14 protein-coding genes are annotated in these 16,884 nt (G+C 44.9%); 6 read left to right on the top strand and 8 right to left on the bottom strand.

The window, feature by feature from the left end; translation table 11 throughout:
* Positions 1-368: 368 nt before the first annotated feature.
* From RH85_RS06650 to RH85_RS06665, 4 genes are all read right to left on the bottom strand, one after another.
* The gene (locus tag RH85_RS06650; protein ID WP_006711438.1) at positions 369-1,568 is read right to left on the bottom strand and encodes a NupC/NupG family nucleoside CNT transporter; all 1,200 of its coding nucleotides are present in this window, start codon (positions 1,566-1,568) and stop codon (positions 369-371) included.
* A 216-nt stretch (positions 1,569-1,784) separates the two neighbouring features.
* Entirely contained in the window at positions 1,785-2,738 is a 954-nt protein-coding gene (locus tag RH85_RS06655; protein WP_006711439.1) for a LysR family transcriptional regulator, read from the bottom strand.
* Positions 2,739-2,802: 64 nt separating this feature from the next.
* Complete coding sequence (locus RH85_RS06660; RefSeq protein ID WP_006711440.1) at positions 2,803-3,777, bottom strand: lytic murein transglycosylase; 975 nt, start codon at positions 3,775-3,777, stop codon at positions 2,803-2,805.
* Between the two features lie 27 nt (positions 3,778-3,804).
* On the bottom strand, positions 3,805-4,086 hold the full coding sequence (locus RH85_RS06665) for a YcgL domain-containing protein (protein ID WP_006711441.1): 282 nt from the start codon (positions 4,084-4,086) through the stop codon (positions 3,805-3,807).
* Positions 4,087-4,268: 182 nt separating this feature from the next.
* On the opposite strand from RH85_RS06665, the gene minC reads away from it, so the two are divergent.
* From minC to minE, 3 genes are read left to right on the top strand one after another with little or no spacing between them, the layout of a single operon-like run.
* Positions 4,269-4,931, top strand: a complete 663-nt coding sequence (minC, locus tag RH85_RS06670; RefSeq protein ID WP_006711442.1) for a septum site-determining protein MinC — start codon at positions 4,269-4,271, stop codon at positions 4,929-4,931.
* A gap of 20 nt (positions 4,932-4,951) precedes the next feature.
* Complete coding sequence (gene minD / locus RH85_RS06675; RefSeq protein ID WP_006711443.1) at positions 4,952-5,764, top strand: septum site-determining protein MinD; 813 nt, start codon at positions 4,952-4,954, stop codon at positions 5,762-5,764.
* Positions 5,765-5,770: 6 nt separating this feature from the next.
* A complete protein-coding gene (minE, locus tag RH85_RS06680; RefSeq protein ID WP_006711444.1) occupies positions 5,771-6,034 on the top strand; it encodes a cell division topological specificity factor MinE in 264 nt (87 codons plus the stop codon).
* Between the two features lie 971 nt (positions 6,035-7,005).
* On the opposite strand, the gene adhE is transcribed toward minE, so the two are convergent.
* Positions 7,006-9,702: a bifunctional acetaldehyde-CoA/alcohol dehydrogenase gene (gene adhE / locus RH85_RS06695; protein ID WP_006711447.1), complete on the bottom strand. Its 2,697-nt coding sequence runs from the start codon at positions 9,700-9,702 to the stop codon at positions 7,006-7,008.
* A 650-nt stretch (positions 9,703-10,352) separates the two neighbouring features.
* Between adhE and RH85_RS06700 the strand changes: the two genes are divergently transcribed.
* Complete coding sequence (locus tag RH85_RS06700; RefSeq protein ID WP_006711448.1) at positions 10,353-10,994, top strand: YchE family NAAT transporter; 642 nt, start codon at positions 10,353-10,355, stop codon at positions 10,992-10,994.
* Positions 10,995-11,103: 109 nt separating this feature from the next.
* Positions 11,104-11,955, top strand: a complete 852-nt coding sequence (locus tag RH85_RS06705) for an ion transporter (protein ID WP_006711449.1) — start codon at positions 11,104-11,106, stop codon at positions 11,953-11,955.
* 83 nt (positions 11,956-12,038) lie between these two features.
* On the opposite strand, the gene RH85_RS06710 is transcribed toward RH85_RS06705, so the two are convergent.
* The 3 genes from RH85_RS06710 to asd form a co-directional block, all read right to left on the bottom strand.
* Positions 12,039-12,560 (bottom strand): prepilin-type N-terminal cleavage/methylation domain-containing protein, encoded by a 522-nt coding sequence (locus RH85_RS06710; protein WP_006711450.1) that lies wholly within the window; start codon positions 12,558-12,560, stop codon positions 12,039-12,041.
* A gap of 192 nt (positions 12,561-12,752) precedes the next feature.
* On the bottom strand, positions 12,753-13,409 hold the full coding sequence (locus tag RH85_RS06715; RefSeq protein WP_006711451.1) for a GntR family transcriptional regulator: 657 nt from the start codon (positions 13,407-13,409) through the stop codon (positions 12,753-12,755).
* 347 nt (positions 13,410-13,756) lie between these two features.
* A complete protein-coding gene (gene asd / locus RH85_RS06720; RefSeq protein ID WP_006711452.1) occupies positions 13,757-14,872 on the bottom strand; it encodes an aspartate-semialdehyde dehydrogenase in 1,116 nt (371 codons plus the stop codon).
* A 560-nt stretch (positions 14,873-15,432) separates the two neighbouring features.
* Between asd and nhaC the strand changes: the two genes are divergently transcribed.
* Positions 15,433-16,866, top strand: coding sequence for a Na+/H+ antiporter NhaC (gene nhaC, locus RH85_RS06725; RefSeq protein ID WP_006711453.1), 1,434 nt, complete (start codon positions 15,433-15,435; stop codon positions 16,864-16,866).
* The last annotated feature ends 18 nt before the right edge of the window (positions 16,867-16,884 follow it).

The raw sequence follows: 16,884 nt of genomic DNA on the forward strand, positions 1-16,884 counted from the left end.
GAGATTTTCTGTGATCGAAAATAACTACCTCACCCTACTTCGTCATCCTCGAGAGGGAGGAACGACCGAGTCGGGGATCTTTGGCTTCAGCGCACAAAAGCAGATTCCCTACTCGCGCTTCGCGCTCTATGGAATGACCGAAGGATCTGAGACGCTGCGCTCCGAGATTTGAGACGCGAGAAGCGAGAACACTTCGCTCCGAGAATTGAGAGACAAGTAATGAGAAAGCTACGCGCTGAGATTCAAAAAAAGGGGTTTGCGTAATACGCTAACCCCTTTTAATTCTTAACATACGCCTCTACATTCTCACCGTAAGGCGTAGCCGAATTTTCTCGACTCTCGAATCTCAGATCTCGACTCTGAAAACCTTAAAGGCTCAGAATCACGCCTGCCAGTGATGCGCTCATTAAGTTTGCCATCACGCCCGCCGCAATTGCGCGGAAGCCGTATTGAGAGATGAAGCTGCGCTTTTCAGGTACGATGCTGCCTAGGCCGCCGATCAGCATTGCCATGGTTGAGATGTTAGCAAAGCCACATAGTGCAAACGTTACGATTGCTTGTGAGTGTTCACTCAGTAGTGGTTTCACTTCCATTAATTGGATGAAAGCCACGAATTCGTTAACCACAATCTTGTTACCGATTAGAGAACCCGCGATAGTCGCCTCGCTCCATGGCACGCCAAGTAGCCATGCAACGGGTGCAAATAGGTAACCAAGGATCAGTTCAAAACTTAGGTCGATACCCACTAGGCCACCAGCCCAGCCAAGAATACCGTTTAGCAGCGCAATCACACTGACAAACGCAAGTAAAGTTGCGCCTACCGCTACCGCGATACGTAAACCAGACATCGCACCATCAGCCATCGCTTCGACTACGTTGGTTGCTTTTGGCATTTCAACGTTATCTAGCTCTACTTCTGGCGTTAATGTTTCGCTCTCTGGCATCATAATTTTTGCCATCAGCAGACCCGCAGGTGCTGACATAAAGGCAGCCGCGATTAGGTAGTTAAGATCCACGCCCAATGATGCGTAGCCAACCAAAGTACCACCCGCAACTGATGCCAAACCACAAGTCATTACAGTAAAGAACTGTGAATCTGTCATGTGCTTTAGGTATGGTTTAACCACCAATGGCGCTTCAATCATACCCACGAAGATGTTCGCGGTCGCAGAAAGGGATTCAGCGCGACCAATACCCAACAGTTTTTGTAAACCACCACCGATAAGGTTAATCACTTTTGGCATTAAGCCAATGTGGTATAAACCTGAGATCAGTGCTGAGAAGAATACGATGATACCCAATACATTAATCGCAAAGGTAAAGCCGCCTGTTGCCAAACCGCCAAATAGGAACGCAATCCCTTCTTGGCCGTAGTTGATTAAGTTAGATACAGCAGCGGTCACATTGCCTAGTGCATCTTTGCCCGCTGGTACATACAGCACCAAAAGAGCAAAAGAAACTTGTAGTGCAAACGCGAGAGATACGGTGCGGTAATTAATGTTTTTACGGTTGGTTGATAGCAACCATGCGGTAAGCAAAATCGCCACAATACCTAAGATTGAGTTCATAAAGTGAATCCGACTAAAAGGGGGAACTGGAAAGGCATCGGATAATAGCGGCGAAAAAATGAGATGCAAGTCACACTTGTTGCAAGTTTGTACGTATTAGTGATGCTTTTTACACCACCAATTTAACTTGTTGTTTTTTCTTAGGATAAACGATTGCTCAATGAGATTATTTCCAAATGAAAAAGATGTTTCCGGCTTTGGAAATAATCACAAGCTTTAACGCGGTTCACTCGGGCGGCTGATGTAGGGAGCAAGTTGCACGTCCCAATAACATGGGTTACCAATTTTATCTTTGATAAAGTCGATCACGGCAGAGGTCTTTTTGGGCAAATAATGACGGCTTGGATAAACCGCATAAAAAGGCATGGTTTGACTGGCCTTCCACTCTGGTAATAGTTGAATAAGCTGGCCGGTTTTAAATTCATCACGAATTAAATAAGTCGCGAGATAGGCGATTCCCCACCCTGCCACAGCCGCATCACGCACCGCTTCTGCAAGGTCAACAGAATAGTTACCTGAGACTTTTACATTCAGCTGTTGCTCTGAGTTCACAAATGCCCAATTGGTGTAATCACGCTGCCAACTGCGATAAATCAAACAGTTATGCTCACTAAGATCATGAGGGTGTACTGGCGCGCTATGCTGCATGAGATAATCAGGCGACGCAGCGACCACAAATTGGCAATCTGCAATACGGCGGGCAATGTAGCCTTCCGGCAAGTGTTCGTTATTGGTGATCCACAGATCCAGCCCCTCTTCGAGCATATCGACTTTGTAATCAAACAAATGAACTTCCACTTGCAGATTTGGGTATTGCTCACGTAGCTCTTGAATTGCAGGAATGATATGTAAGGTACCAAACGATTGGGAAAGCCCTAGTTTGACGAGCCCTTCGACCTCATCGCGTTGGCTTTCAATTTCATTTTGCGCTTCATCAATGATCTTAACGATCTTTTGGCAATGACGATGAAAACGCTCACCCGCTTCAGTTGCAGTAAAACTGCGCGTAGTTCGCTGGACTAACTTAACACCGAGTGATTGCTCAAGCTGCGCCAATTGTTTACTGACGTGCGAAACGGAAACACCCAAGCTCTTGGCTGCGAGAGTGAAGTTTTTATGTTTAAGCAAAGCGGAAAAAACCACCATCTGCGCGGCTCGATCGGAAAGCACTGCATCTCCTAAAAATAAAAGGGGCTCAATGAGCCCCTCAAGATAACACGTTTGAATAGAACGCTTAATCTAACATAATGCGGTCAGCAAGATGGCTAACAGCCAATGCGAAGTAGTAAGAGCGGTTCCACTTCATTAAAACATTGTAGTTGTTGTAAACAAGGTAAACGCGGCCATCGGCTTGATCCGGTGCGGTTAGCCAAGCTTCGATATCGTTATCTAACTTCGGTAATGGGCGACCATCATAACGTGTGACGCCCAACTTGCTCCATTCGGTCAAGGTTTTCTGTTTGCCTTCTACGCGACCTTCAATGCTCATGTCAAAGTCAGCCGGTAGTTTTACTTGGCGACCCCAAGTGTATGAATCATCCCAACCAGATTGGCTTAGATAATTGGCTGTTGAAGCAAACACATCCGCTTTGGTGTTCCAGATGTCTTTCTTGCCATCGCCGTTGCCATCGGCAGCAAAGCTTAAGAATGAACTTGGCATAAACTGGCATTGACCCATAGCGCCAGCCCAAGAGCCTTTCATATCGTCAACGTCAATGTGGCCTTGATCGAGAATAGTCAGTGCTGACATCAACTCTTTACGGAAGAACTCTTCACGACGTCCTTCATAAGCCATGGTTGATAGTGCATCAACCACGCTGTAGTTACCGGTGAATTTACCAAAATTACTTTCCACGCCCCATAGCGCGACAATAAATCTTGGCTGTACACCGTACTCTTCCCCAATACGTGTCAGCTCTGCTTGGTGTTCTTTATACAACTCTTTCGCTTGTTTTACTTTCCACTCTGGCACAGCACGGGGGATGTACTCATCTAAGGTGAGTTTTTTCTCTGGCTGGTTGCGATCTGCGGTAACAGCACGCGGTTTAAAAGTAACGTCGGCAAAAGCACTGGTGACTATCGGCTCTGAGATACCGTTTTCCAGCGCTTGGGTTTTCAAGAATTCAACATATTGCTCAAAGCTTTTTTCTTGAGCAAACACTGAAGATGTAATGGTTAAGCCTAGTACGACTGACAGTAGTTTTTTCACAATTGCCCTCCTTGAGCAATCTGATCTTTATTCAGATTTCTGACGTGCTTTTTGTTCTTTATATTCGTCTAACAAGTTTTTTGGTGGTGGCGGTAATTGCAGGAAAAAGCCTTCTTCATTCATCGACTGTTTCACTTTTTCAACATCCACTTGTGCTAGGGTACGACCTTCAAGTTTCACCACCATCACCATGGTAGGTTTACCAAACATTTGCATTAGTTGGTCAGGAACTTGTGAAAAATCGTCCTTTTTTGGCACATATAAGTATGCGCCTTCTTTTTTCGAACTTTTGTAAATAGCACAAATCATGGGAAGCCTTTAATCCATCTTAGTTTAAAGAATATCAATCTTAAGTCATTTTTGGGAAGAAAACGCCCAAATGAGAGCAAGATAACTTGCTGACCGTATGCGGGGAATATAACATGACACCCCTACTCTCAGGCAACGTCATTTCTACGACGGCGATAACCCAATGAGGTCCAAAGTAAAAGATGTCACATACCCCGGATTTGAAAGGTAGTAGTTTTACTTTGTCAGTTTTGCACCTTTCTGACAACGATGTCGAAAAAACTATTCATTTTCTGAAAGAGAAGGTCGAGCAAGCTCCCGCTTTTTTCAAATCAGCGCCAGTAGTCATCAATGTTTCCCTTGTACAAGGTGACATTGATTTTTCAGCGTTAAAACACGGAATTTCTAATGTCGGCATGATACCGGTCGGCATTACGGGCAGCAAAGATAAACGCACCCAAAACATGGCAAGTGAAGCTGGCTTTGCCATCATGTCGGCCAGCAAGTCGCCAGCACAAGCACCGGCAATCATGGCTCCGACCAAGATCATTCGTACTCCAGTACGTTCTGGCCAGCAAATCTATGCCAAAGATGCGGATCTTGTGGTGCTCAACCATGTAAGTGAAGGCGCAGAAGTCATTGCCGATGGTTCTATCCACATTCACGGCACATTGCGCGGTCGCGCAATTGCTGGAGCAAATGGAAATAAAGGCGCGGTCATCGTATGTAATAAATTACATGCAGAATTGATGTCTATCGCCGGCCATTACTGGCTAACCGAGCAGTTCGCCGAAGAGTTTTGGCAGCAAAAAGTATTATTTAGTTTAGATGATGACTCGCTCAAGTTTGAGTTGTTGACGATTTAAGAGATTATAAGGAATAAAGAATGGCACGCATTATTGTCGTCACGTCAGGTAAAGGCGGTGTGGGTAAAACAACCTCCAGCGCAGCGATTGCCTCGGGCCTTGCGCTAAAAGGAAAGAAAACTGCAGTGATCGATTTCGATATCGGTCTGCGTAACCTTGATCTTATCATGGGCTGTGAGCGCCGTGTGGTCTATGACTTTGTTAACGTCATCAATGGCGAAGCAACGTTGAACCAAGCGATGATCAAAGATAAGCGCACTGACAACCTGTTCATTCTACCGGCGTCTCAAACTCGCGATAAAGATGCGCTAACCAAAGAAGGCGTACGACGTGTGCTTGATGAGTTAGACGAAATGGGCTTCGACTTTGTTATCTGTGATTCACCAGCAGGCATCGAGCAAGGCGCGCTAATGGCACTGTACTTCGCTGATGAAGCGATTGTGACCACCAACCCTGAAGTCTCTTCTGTACGCGATTCAGACCGTATTCTTGGTATTCTTGATTCTAAATCTGTTCGCGCAGAACAAGGGTTAGAACCAGTAAAACAACATCTTCTACTGACTCGCTACAACCCAGCTCGCGTAAACCAAGGTGAAATGCTGAGCGTGGAAGACGTAGAAGAGATCCTGCACATTTCGCTACTGGGTGTAATCCCAGAAAGCCAAGCAGTACTGAACGCATCAAACAAAGGTGTACCAGTAATTTTTGACGATCAGTCTGATGCAGGCCAAGCTTATGCAGATACCGTTGATCGTTTATTGGGTGATCAAATTGACTTCCGCTTCCTAACTGAGCAGAAGAAAGGGATTTTCAAACGACTATTTGGAGGCTAAAACGGCATGTCATTATTGGAATTTTTCCGTCCACAGAAAAAAAATTCAGCAAACTTAGCCAAAGAACGTTTGCAGATTATTGTTGCCGAACGTCGTAGCCACGATGATCCAGCACCGTCTTACTTACCACAGCTTAAAGAAGACATTCTTGCCGTGATCAGTAAATACGTTGCCGTTGATCCGTCTATGGTCGACCTGACGTTTGAGCACAAAGACGATGACATTTCAGTGCTAGAGCTGAATGTTAAGTTGCCAGACGAAGAGAAGTAAACGCTTCTTCGCTGACCAAAGAGCCGATGCCAACGCATCGGCTTTTTTGTGTCGAGAAGAGACGAAAAAAAAGAAGCGAGATGCGAGAGGCTATGCGAAAAAGATCAGAACGCTGCGCTCCGAGAGTTGAGAAACGAAAAGCAAAAAGCGAGAGCACAAAACTAAGCTTTACCGCGAGACAAACCACCCGCCCAATGCCGTCATCCTCGAGAGGGAGGAACGACCGAGTCGGGAATCTGCAACTTCACCGCACAAAAGCAGATTCCCTACTCGCGCTACGCGCTCTATGGAATGACCGAAGGGTTATGGCCACGAGAGGTGAGACGAGAGAAAAGCGGGATGCGAGAGACGATACGAAAAAAGAGCAGAACGCTGCGCTCCGAGAGTTGAGAAACGAAAGGCGAAAAAAAGAAGCGAGATGCAAGAGCGTGTAGCTGAGCTTTATCGCGAGACAAACCACCCGCCCGATTTCGTCATCCTCGAGAGGGAGGAACGACCGAGTCGGGGGATCTACAACTTCACCGCACAAAAGCAGATTCCTTACTCGCGCTACGCGCTCTATGGAATGACCGAAGGGTTATGGCCGCGAGAGGTGAGATGAGAGAAAAGCGGGATGCGAGAGACGAGAGAAGAGCAGAACGCTTCGCTCCGAGAAGCGAGACGAGAGAAGATAGGGTCATTCCCGGGACGCGAAATCCAATATACGAAAAGCAAAAAGCGAGATACGAGCGCGTACAGCTAAGCTTTACCGCGAGCGTCATCCTCGAGAGGGAGGAACGACCGAGTCGGGGATCTCTCGGCTCTTTGCTCTTTGCTCTTTGCTCTCGATTCTCAATTCTCGACTCTCAAAGCGCAGCGCTCTCAATTCGTTCCAAACGAAAAAAGCCCCTGTCTTTCGACAGGGGCTTGGTACTTTTCCGATAAAGTAGATTTCGTGCTAGCGAAAACCTAACTCATAGCTGGAGCTTAAATTAAGCGCCCGCTTTCTCTTTCTTAGCTTTAGCAGGTTTTGCTTCTTGGTCAGCTTTCTTCTTGATAACAGTTGTACCTTCGAAAGTTTCACCTTCAACAAATGCAGTCCCGAAGTAAGAAGCAGTTAGCACTTCTTTTAGCTCGCTGATTAGTGGGTAACGTGGGTTCGCACCAGTACATTGGTCATCGAACGCTTCAACTGATAGCTCTTCAAGTTTAGAGATGAAGTCAGCTTCGTTTACGCCAGCAGCTTGGATTGATAGTGGAATATCCAAATCAACTTTAAGCTCTTCCAACCAAGTTAGTAGACGTTCAATCTTCTGAGCAGTGCGGTCACCAGCTTGGCTTAGGCCTAGGTGGTCAGCAACTTCAGCGTAACGACGACGTGCTTGTGGACGGTCGTATTGAGAGAACGCAGTTTGTTTAGTTGGGTTATCGTTCGCGTTGTAACGTACAACGTTTGAGATAAGTAGTGCGTTAGCAAGACCATGTGGTAGGTGGAACTCAGCACCTAGTTTGTGTGCCATTGAGTGACAAACACCTAGGAATGCGTTCGCAAATGCCATACCAGCGATGGTTGCTGCGTTGTGTACTTTCTCACGAGCGATTGGGTCAGCAGAACCATTTTTGTAGCTAGATGGTAGGTATTCTTTAAGCATCTTAAGAGCTTGCAGAGCTTGACCATCTGAGTATTCGTTCGCAAGAACTGATACGTAAGCTTCTAGAGCGTGAGTTACTGCATCGTAACCACCGAACGCTGTTAGCGACTTAGGCATGTTCATTACTAGGTTCGCATCAACGATAGCCATGTTTGGCGTGATTTCGTAGTCAGCTAGTGGGTACTTAGCACCAGTCTTGTCGTCAGTAACAACCGCGAATGGAGTAACTTCTGAACCCGTACCTGAAGTTGTAGTGATACATACAAGCTCAGCTTTTTGACCCATTTTAGGGAACTTGTAGATACGTTTACGGATGTCCATAAAGCGCATTGCTAGTTCTTCAAAGTGAGTTTCTGGGTGCTCGTACATAACCCACATGATCTTAGCCGCGTCCATTGGAGAACCGCCACCTAGAGCAAGGATTACGTCAGGCTGGAAGCTCTTCATTGCTTCAGCGCCTTTCTCTACTACTGATAGAGTTGGATCTGCTTCTACATCAAAGAATGTTTGAACTTCGATACCTTGAGCTTTAAGTAGGCTTACTACGTCATCAGCGTAACCGTTGTTGAATAGGAAACGGTCAGTTACTAGGAACGCACGTTTCTTACCTTCTAGGTCGCCAAGAGCGATTGGAAGGCTACCACGACGGAAGTAGATTGATTTCGGTAGTTTGTGCCACAACATATTTTCAGCTCGCTTCGCAACAGTTTTCTTGTTGATTAGGTGCTTAGGACCAACGTTTTCAGAGATAGAGTTACCACCCCATGAACCACAACCTAGCGTTAGTGATGGTGCAACGTTGAAGTTGTACAGGTCACCGATACCGCCGTGAGTAGTTGGGATGTTGATAAGAATACGTGCAGTCTTCATCTTGTCACCGAAGTAACGGATACGGTCTGCATTCACGTCTTGGTTAGTGTAAAGACCAGATGTATGGCCGATACCACCGATTTCTACCATTGTAACTGCTTGAGCAACTGCGTTTTCGAAAGAAGACGCACGGAACATACCAAGAGTTGGAGATAGTTTCTCGTGAGCGAATTCGTCATCGTAAGATACTTCGCCTAGGCCTTCACCAACAAGAATCTTAGTATCTGCAGGAACTTTAACACCCGCCATTTCAGCGATTGCAGTTGCAGGTTGACCTACGATTTTTGCGTTTAGTGCGCCGTCGATAAGAAGAACTTTACGAACTTTATCTGCGTCAGCTTTGCTTAGTACATGACCTTTGTGAGAAGCAAAACGCTCTTTCACTTCGTCATAAACTTCGTCCATTACGATAACTGCTTGCTCAGAAGCACAAACTACGCCGTTATCGAATGTTTTAGACATAAGGATTGATGCTACAGCACGTTTAACGTCTGCTGTTTCATCGATAACTACAGGAACGTTACCTGCACCTACGCCGATTGCTGGTTTACCAGAAGAGTATGCTGCTTTAACCATGCCTGGACCACCAGTTGCAAGGATAAGAGCGATACCATCGTGCTTCATAAGAGCGTTTGAAAGCTCAACTGAAGGTTGGTCGATCCAACCGATGATGTCTTTTGGTGCGCCGGCTGCTACTGCTGCATCTAGAACAAGTTTAGCTGCGTCGTTAGTAGAGTTTTTAGCACGTGGGTGTGGTGAGAAGATGATACCGTTACGAGTCTTCAGAGAGATCAGAGACTTAAAGATCGCTGTAGACGTTGGGTTAGTTGTTGGAACGATACCGCAGATGATACCTACAGGCTCAGCGATAGTCATCGTGCCTAGGTTGTCGTCTTCTTCAAGGATGCCACAGGTTTTTTCATCTTTGTATTTGTTGTAAATGAACTCAGATGCAAAGTGGTTCTTGATTACTTTATCTTCAACAATACCCATACCAGACTCTGCAACCGCTTGTTGTGCTAGCGGGATACGAGCATGGTTAGCTGCTAGAGATGCTGCGCGGAAAATTGCGTCTACTTGTTCTTGAGAGAACGTAGCGAATTCTTCTTGAGCTGCTTTTACGCGAGCTACTAGAGCATCTAGTTCAGCCAAATTAGTTACAGGCATAGGGAATCTCCTAAAATTAACAAATATTAAAAACTTTTTATTAAGCTCGTTGTTGGTTCTCGTTCACGCTCTTGGGTGATGTAACTAACAACACTCTTAGTAAATTGCTTTCAGGGCTGAGTATAATATTTCAGAGTGTGAAAAAAATTGACTCAGATCAGTTCTGAAAAATTAATTACTCCCTTAGTGGTGCCCACCTAAGAAAAACAACCTTAACACACTGATTTAAAAGAAATATAACCCCGAAACACTAATGCTCAAAAAAACCGCAGTTAAACAACAAAAACTCAAAAACTTTCAAAATTCTGTAAAAAAGTTTCATTTTTATACAAAACTCATCATTGTAGGTGAGTTTTTACGTGCTACTGAGAGTATATCCAAATCGCATTATCTCTCTACAACTAGACATATCTTTTGTTGAAAGTGTGCGAATGTTAACACTTATGAAGATTGCAATCTTAAGTTTCATGCCGATCACGTAACAAACCTTTTTTATACCGTTCACAAAAGCGTCAATAATAAGATTTTCTCACTCGTAGTGACCTTTATACGTTAGATTTTTTCATTCGTTTACTTGTTCGTAATGAACTACATTATGCGCGAAATAACCTCCTTAACTTTTTCATTTTCTCAACGCGTGAGTCACTACTATGCAAACTATCGAGCTTGCGATTTTCCTTCAGTTCTTTCTAGGCCTTGTCGCGGCTGTTAACCCTATTGGTATTATGCCTGTCTTCGTTTCACTTACAGGCCACATGACTGTAGAGGAAAAGAAAAAGACTGCCTTAACGGCAAATTTTGCCGTTGTTATCATCTTGGTGGTCTCGTTACTGGCGGGTCAGTTTCTGCTCGACATGTTCAGTATTTCTATCGATTCATTCCGAGTGGCTGGTGGCTTGCTATTACTGAGCATCGCATTTTCAATGATGAGCGGTAAGTTAGGTGAAGATAAACAGAACAAACAAGAAAAGACCGAGTCGGTGACTCGCGAACAAGTTGGCGTTGTGCCATTGGCGATGCCGCTCATGGCAGGCCCTGGTGCAATCAGTTCGACCATTGTTTACGGCGCTCGCTATCCAAGCATGTTTGATACTTTGGGCATTATTTTAACCATCATCGTATTTTGCTTCTGCTCATGGTTACTATTCCGCTCAGCACCGCTATTGGTTCGTTTTCTAGGTCAAACCGGGATTAACGTCATTACTCGTATCATGGGTTTGATCTTGGGTGCACTTGGCATTGAGTTTATTGCTAACGGTATTCGCGGCCTTTTCCCGGCTTTAATGGGCTAAGCGTAAACGTCTCGCTGATAAGGCTAACAATAGCGAAACCAATTTCGCCAGTTAGCCTCCCCTTTCCTTTCTGGTATGATGTGGCATCTTTTTTTAACAATGACACATCATGCCAAAGACTTCTTTAAAGCATCATCTCTACGTCATTATTTTCGGCACGCACACTAAAGCTGGCCGAGCCTTTGATATAGGCTTGATCATTGCCATCCTAATTTCGTTGGTGGTATTAGTTTTAGAGTCGTTGCCTTCCGTAATGACCGAATGGAGCAGAGAGCTTCGTTACTGCGAGTACGCTTTTACTGCATTATTTACGCTCGAGTACCTGCTACGCCTTTACTGCTCACCGAAACCAAAATCTTACGCCACCAGCTTTTATGGCGTCATAGACTTACTCGCGATCTTGCCTACCTATCTGGCGATCTTCTTCCCTGCCGTGTCATTTATGGGGGTAGTAAGACTTCTTCGTGTTATGCGCATCTTCCGCGTGTTGAAGTTGGTCCGTTATTTACAAGATTCCAATATCTTGCTGCGCTCACTTTTGATGGCAAAACGTAAGATTTTTATCTTCTTTAACACCGTGGCGATCTTGGTTACGATTTTGGGGTCGCTGATCTATGTTATTGAAGGACCAGCTAATGGCTTTACCAGTATTCCGCAAAGCATCTATTGGGCAATTGTGACCATTACGACTGTCGGCTATGGGGATTTAGTGCCTCAAACGGCCTTGGGTAAAGGTATCGCATCCATCACGATGTTATTGGGTTATTCAATATTGGCGGTGCCAACCGGGATCATCACCGCGGAACTAAACCAAGAAATGAAATCACATCGAACTCTGGTTAAATGCCCAAATTGTTCCAAGTCTGGTCATGAGGCGGATGCGATGAATTGTAAGTTCTGTGGCAGCGAACTTGCTGACCCTGATGAGCGCATGGTGGCGCAAAACGCTGAGCGTGATTAAGCCGTTTGTATTGCAAGATAAGAAATAGAAAAGAGGGTGTCGTTGACACCCTCTCTGTTAACAGATTTTCATCCCAGCTTTACTTAACAGCCGTCAGATACGATTTCAATAGAATAGCCATCACCCACCTGCATAGCCGTGGTGTACTTCACATAGCACTGAGTTGCCGCTATTTCTCCATTAAAATCACTCCCCGTATAACCTTGAAGATTACTCGAACGAGTGACTATCCAATAATCTGGATTGGCGACTGAGCCTTGGTTAAATGCAGCCCAAACCCACTGCTTGCTTAAGTCATGGTAACCTTCATCTAAGGTCATAAATTCAACAAGTCCTTGCTTATTCACCGAAGGATAACCAAATTGTATTGAACCTGCTTGTTCGACACTGTAGTAAGGTTCATCTTGCTTACCTAATACCAACGCTTTGCTGTGGGCCAACTCCACTGCATCGTGCACTGCAGCTGAAACACCTTGTAGTGCAGAAGTATTAGCACTGTCTTTAAGATTGATGAACTTCGGCAGTGCTACTACAGCTAAGACCCCCAATATGACAATAACCACTACTAATTCAATCAGCGTAAAACCTTGCTTCGTTCTTTTCATCGTTGTTCCCCTTTTACCAACGGGGCGCTACGGTAAAGGAGCCAAGTCAGCTGCATGTCATTGATTTGTTAGTGTGAGTTAAAATATCAACTTAAGAAATATCAGCAACTACCGTCAAACAAGCATAAAAATACCCGCACTATGGCGGGTATCTAAATAGACTGAGCGATCAATCGAGCTGCGAGTAATTCGTTATGCTTGATGATTCTTTATTGAATCACACAGTGGCGTCACCGGTGTGATATTGGCTTTCGCCTCTTGCCACGCAAGCTCTGCATTACCGTCACAAATCGCATCGATCATCGGTTTATGGCTCAGCGCACTTTGTGAGAGATCATAATCAATATGCGTCATGCTCAAATAGCTTAGTAATTGATTGGCAATTTGGCTGTAAGCCTTTTCCATTCTTTTACTGCAACTCACTTCGACGATTTTTCGATGTAACTTAAAATCCGCCTGGCTGATGGCTTTAATGTCATCGGGCACCGTCGCACAAAGATCGCAATATTCTTGGAACAGCGCACTCAATGCCTTCTTATCTTGCTCTGAAGCTTTTTCGGCCGCCATCGATGCCGCTTGGCTTTCTAACGCGACTCGTATGTTGTACAACTCCCACAGATCATTTTCATCGAGCATGAATACATGCCAGCCTGCGTAAGGTTTTTGTACCACCAACCCTTCATGAGATAAGGTGTTAAGCGCCATACGTACTGTGCTGCGCGACAATTCCAAATCCTTGGCTAAAGTGCTTTCAACAATTTTTTCGCCTTGCTCCATTTCACCGTTAACGATCTTATCACGAAGGTAGTCGGTGGCTTGTTCTTCTAAGCTTTGTTTATTGATTATCATTGTTTCAAGTTATCCGTTGGCTTTATCTATACACAGTCATCCTAAACTGGCATATCGAGCACATTGTCTGGGATCTGTGCGTATCATAGCAAACTCTGCTTTCCAACCGCACTACTCTAATGTGAAAACAGGTGCAATGGCTTAAATAATGTCTAGTTACGCTGGCTTATGGCGATAAATTGCTCAGTCACTTGCTCACATCAAACGTGTCACGCAAAAACAACAAAGGCTACCTATAATGGTAGCCTTTCTTTTTACCGGTCAATTTATCCTCAAACACTTAACGTGGTCAGTGTTAAAGAGACAAATCAACGAACACCGTCACTCTAAAGTAAACGGATAATCGATTATTGTTTCTCAGCTAGAATGATACGCAACGTACGGCGCAATGGCTCTGCAGCGCCCCACAATAGCTGGTCACCAACCGTGAACGCATTGAGGAAATCGTCACCCATTGCCATCTTACGCAGACGACCAACTGGAACAGATAGCGTGCCAGTTACTTTTGCCGGTGTCAGCTCTTGCGCTGTAATATCACGATCATTCGGCACAACTTTTACCCAATCATTATGCGTTGCGATGATTTCTTCGATCTCATCCATTGGCACATTTTGCTTAAGTTTGATTGTAAGCGCTTGAGAGTGACAACGCATTGCGCCGATACGAACACAAGTTCCATCAATCGGTACTGGTGCACTTTGGAAACCAAGAATCTTGTTTGCTTCTACGCCCGCTTTCCACTCTTCTTTACTTTGACCATTATCACGCTTCACATCGATCCATGGGATCAACGAGCCTGCCAATGGTACGCCAAATTTATCGGTTGGGAATGATCCGCTGCGCATGGTATCAGCCACTTTCTTATCGATATCTAGAATAGAGCTTGCTGGGTTTGCCAACTCAGAACTAACGGCATCGTTAATCACGCCCATCTGTGAGATTAGCTCGCGCATGTTTTGCGCACCCGCGCCTGACGCCGCTTGATAAGTCATGGCGCTCGTCCATTCAACCAGACCTTTTTCAAATAGACCGCCAAGACCCATTAGCATCAAGCTCACAGTACAGTTACCACCAACAAAGGTGTTGGTGCCGCCATGAATACCCTGCTGAATTTGTGCGTGGTTAACCGGATCAAGGGTAATGATTGAATCTGATGCCATACGCAATGTTGAAGCAGCATCAATCCAATAGCCTTTCCAACCTGCTTGACGAAGTGCTGGGTACACTTTTTCAGTGTAACCGCCGCCTTGACAAGTAATAATCGCATCTAGCTGCTTTAAACTGTCAATATCAAACGCATCTTGCAGATCTCCGGCCTCTTTTCCTAAAAACGGGGCTGGAATACCAATTTGTGATGTGCTGTAAAATACCGGTTCAATGAAATTAAAGTCACCTTCTTCAACCATACGCTGCATTAACACAGAACCAACCATGCCACGCCAACCGACTAAACCTACTCTCATCATCTACTCTCCATGTATTCTTTAAAAATGGGTATTCACCCATATTTCAATTTTCAAACAAAAATCTCAAGTGAAAAATCATCCTTTGCTACAACTTTTACGATTATTTTAATAATTTCACTATAAAACGGTCATTTTCATGATGATTTACTCGCTCAAAGCGACGTCCTCAAACGTGCGTTGTGCCAAAAACACCCAATTACACTTGTAACACACAAAGATCACACTACAAAAACCCACCAGCATCACGCCATTAACAATAATTGGAATATTTAACCGTAAGTAAACCAATTGAAAGCTAAATGCAGCACACAAATGAAACAAGCACGATATATTCGTCTAATTAGGGTAAAGTCCGCACTATCAAAAAGGAGTTAACACTCGTATCAATCACTTAGCATTATCAGAGTCAATCTGAGGGCAGATCTGTTCAACAAACTTACGCAATCAAATTAAAGTGACCACGTGATTCACATGGCCTCGGTCTTTGTTTGCCCTGAATTTTGTTGATTTCACCCCCGCTAAGGAATGAACAGTATTAAATAGCTAAGAGGCTCGCGATGACGCAACGTACACTTCGCCTACCAAGTTTGACACAAGTAATTGTTTCACTTGGTTTATTCCTGCTAATGGCATTTTCGTTTACTGCCAAGTTTAACTTACCAATTCAGCTTGCTCTGTATATAGGTTGGTTCATTATTATCGTATTGGGCTTACGACTTGGGCATAAATATAAAGAATTAGAACAAGCGGCGCTAAACGGAATTTCGAACGGTTTAGGAGCCGTACTGATCCTGTTGGCTGTTGGTGCCCTTGTCGGTACTTGGATTTCTGGCGGTATTGTTCCAACCATCATTTACTATGGCCTAAAAGCGATTCACCCTTCTATTTTCCTTCTCGCAACCATGGTGATCTGTTCATTAACGGCTTTGGCGACCGGCACCTCTTGGGGCGCGGCCGGTACAGCTGGTATTGCGATGATGGGGATTGGTCAAGGCCTTGGCGTGCCAGCACCGATTACCGCAGGTGCGATTTTATCTGGCTGTTACTTTGGCGATAAAATGTCACCATTGTCTGATTCCGTAATTCTTGCTTCTTCTATGTCGAACGTGGAAGTGGTTGAACACATCAAAGGCATGCTGCCGATCGCGCTAATCAGCTACATCATCACTGGGATTCTGTTTACTCTGTTTGGTTTCCACTTTGCTGGCAACATCGACATGTCTCAAGTTGATGGTGTAATTGCTGCAATGGACCAACAGTTCTACATCACACCATTTTCTTTTGTTCCGGTAGTGATTGTATTAGCTTTGCTCGCCATGCGTATGCCTTCGTTCCCTGTTATTAGCTTTGGCTCTTTACTGGGTATTATCTGGGCAGTGTTGATTCAAGATGTGGATTTCTTGACTGCATTCCAAACGGCTTGGGAACCATACTCAATCTTATCAGGCGTTGACTTTATCGACTCAATCTTAAACCGTGGTGGCATGTCTTCAATGCTTGGTTCAGTGGCGGTGATTGTTTTTGGTTTAGGTTTTGGTGGTTTACTGGACAAAGTTGGCGTACTAGAGACCGTTGCAAAAATGTTCGAGCGTCGTGTCAACAGTGCTGGCTCGTTAGCCACTTCAACCATTGCAACGGCATTTATGGGTAATGTCTTTGGTTCAGCGATGTACGTATCACTGCTCCTAACGCCAAAAATTTGCGCCAAGAACTACGACCGTTTGGGTTACAAACGTAAGAACCTTTCTCGTAATGCGGAATTTGGTGGCACATTGACTTCCGGCATGGTGCCATGGAGTGACAATGGCATCTATATGGCCAGTATTCTAGGCGTTGCGACGCTCTCTTATGCCCCATTTATGTGGTTGAGTTTCGTTTGTATCATCGTCACTATCGTGACCTCCTACCTGGGCTGGTTTGTCGACAAATGTGAACCAACCGCCCCGGCTGAAACGGTAGAAGAAAGCCCATTGCAACAGCAAAATGCATAATCACCGTCTAACTAAGAA

Source organism: Vibrio ichthyoenteri ATCC 700023 (assembly GCF_000222605.1).
In the GTDB taxonomy this organism is placed as follows: domain Bacteria; phylum Pseudomonadota; class Gammaproteobacteria; order Enterobacterales; family Vibrionaceae; genus Vibrio; species Vibrio ichthyoenteri.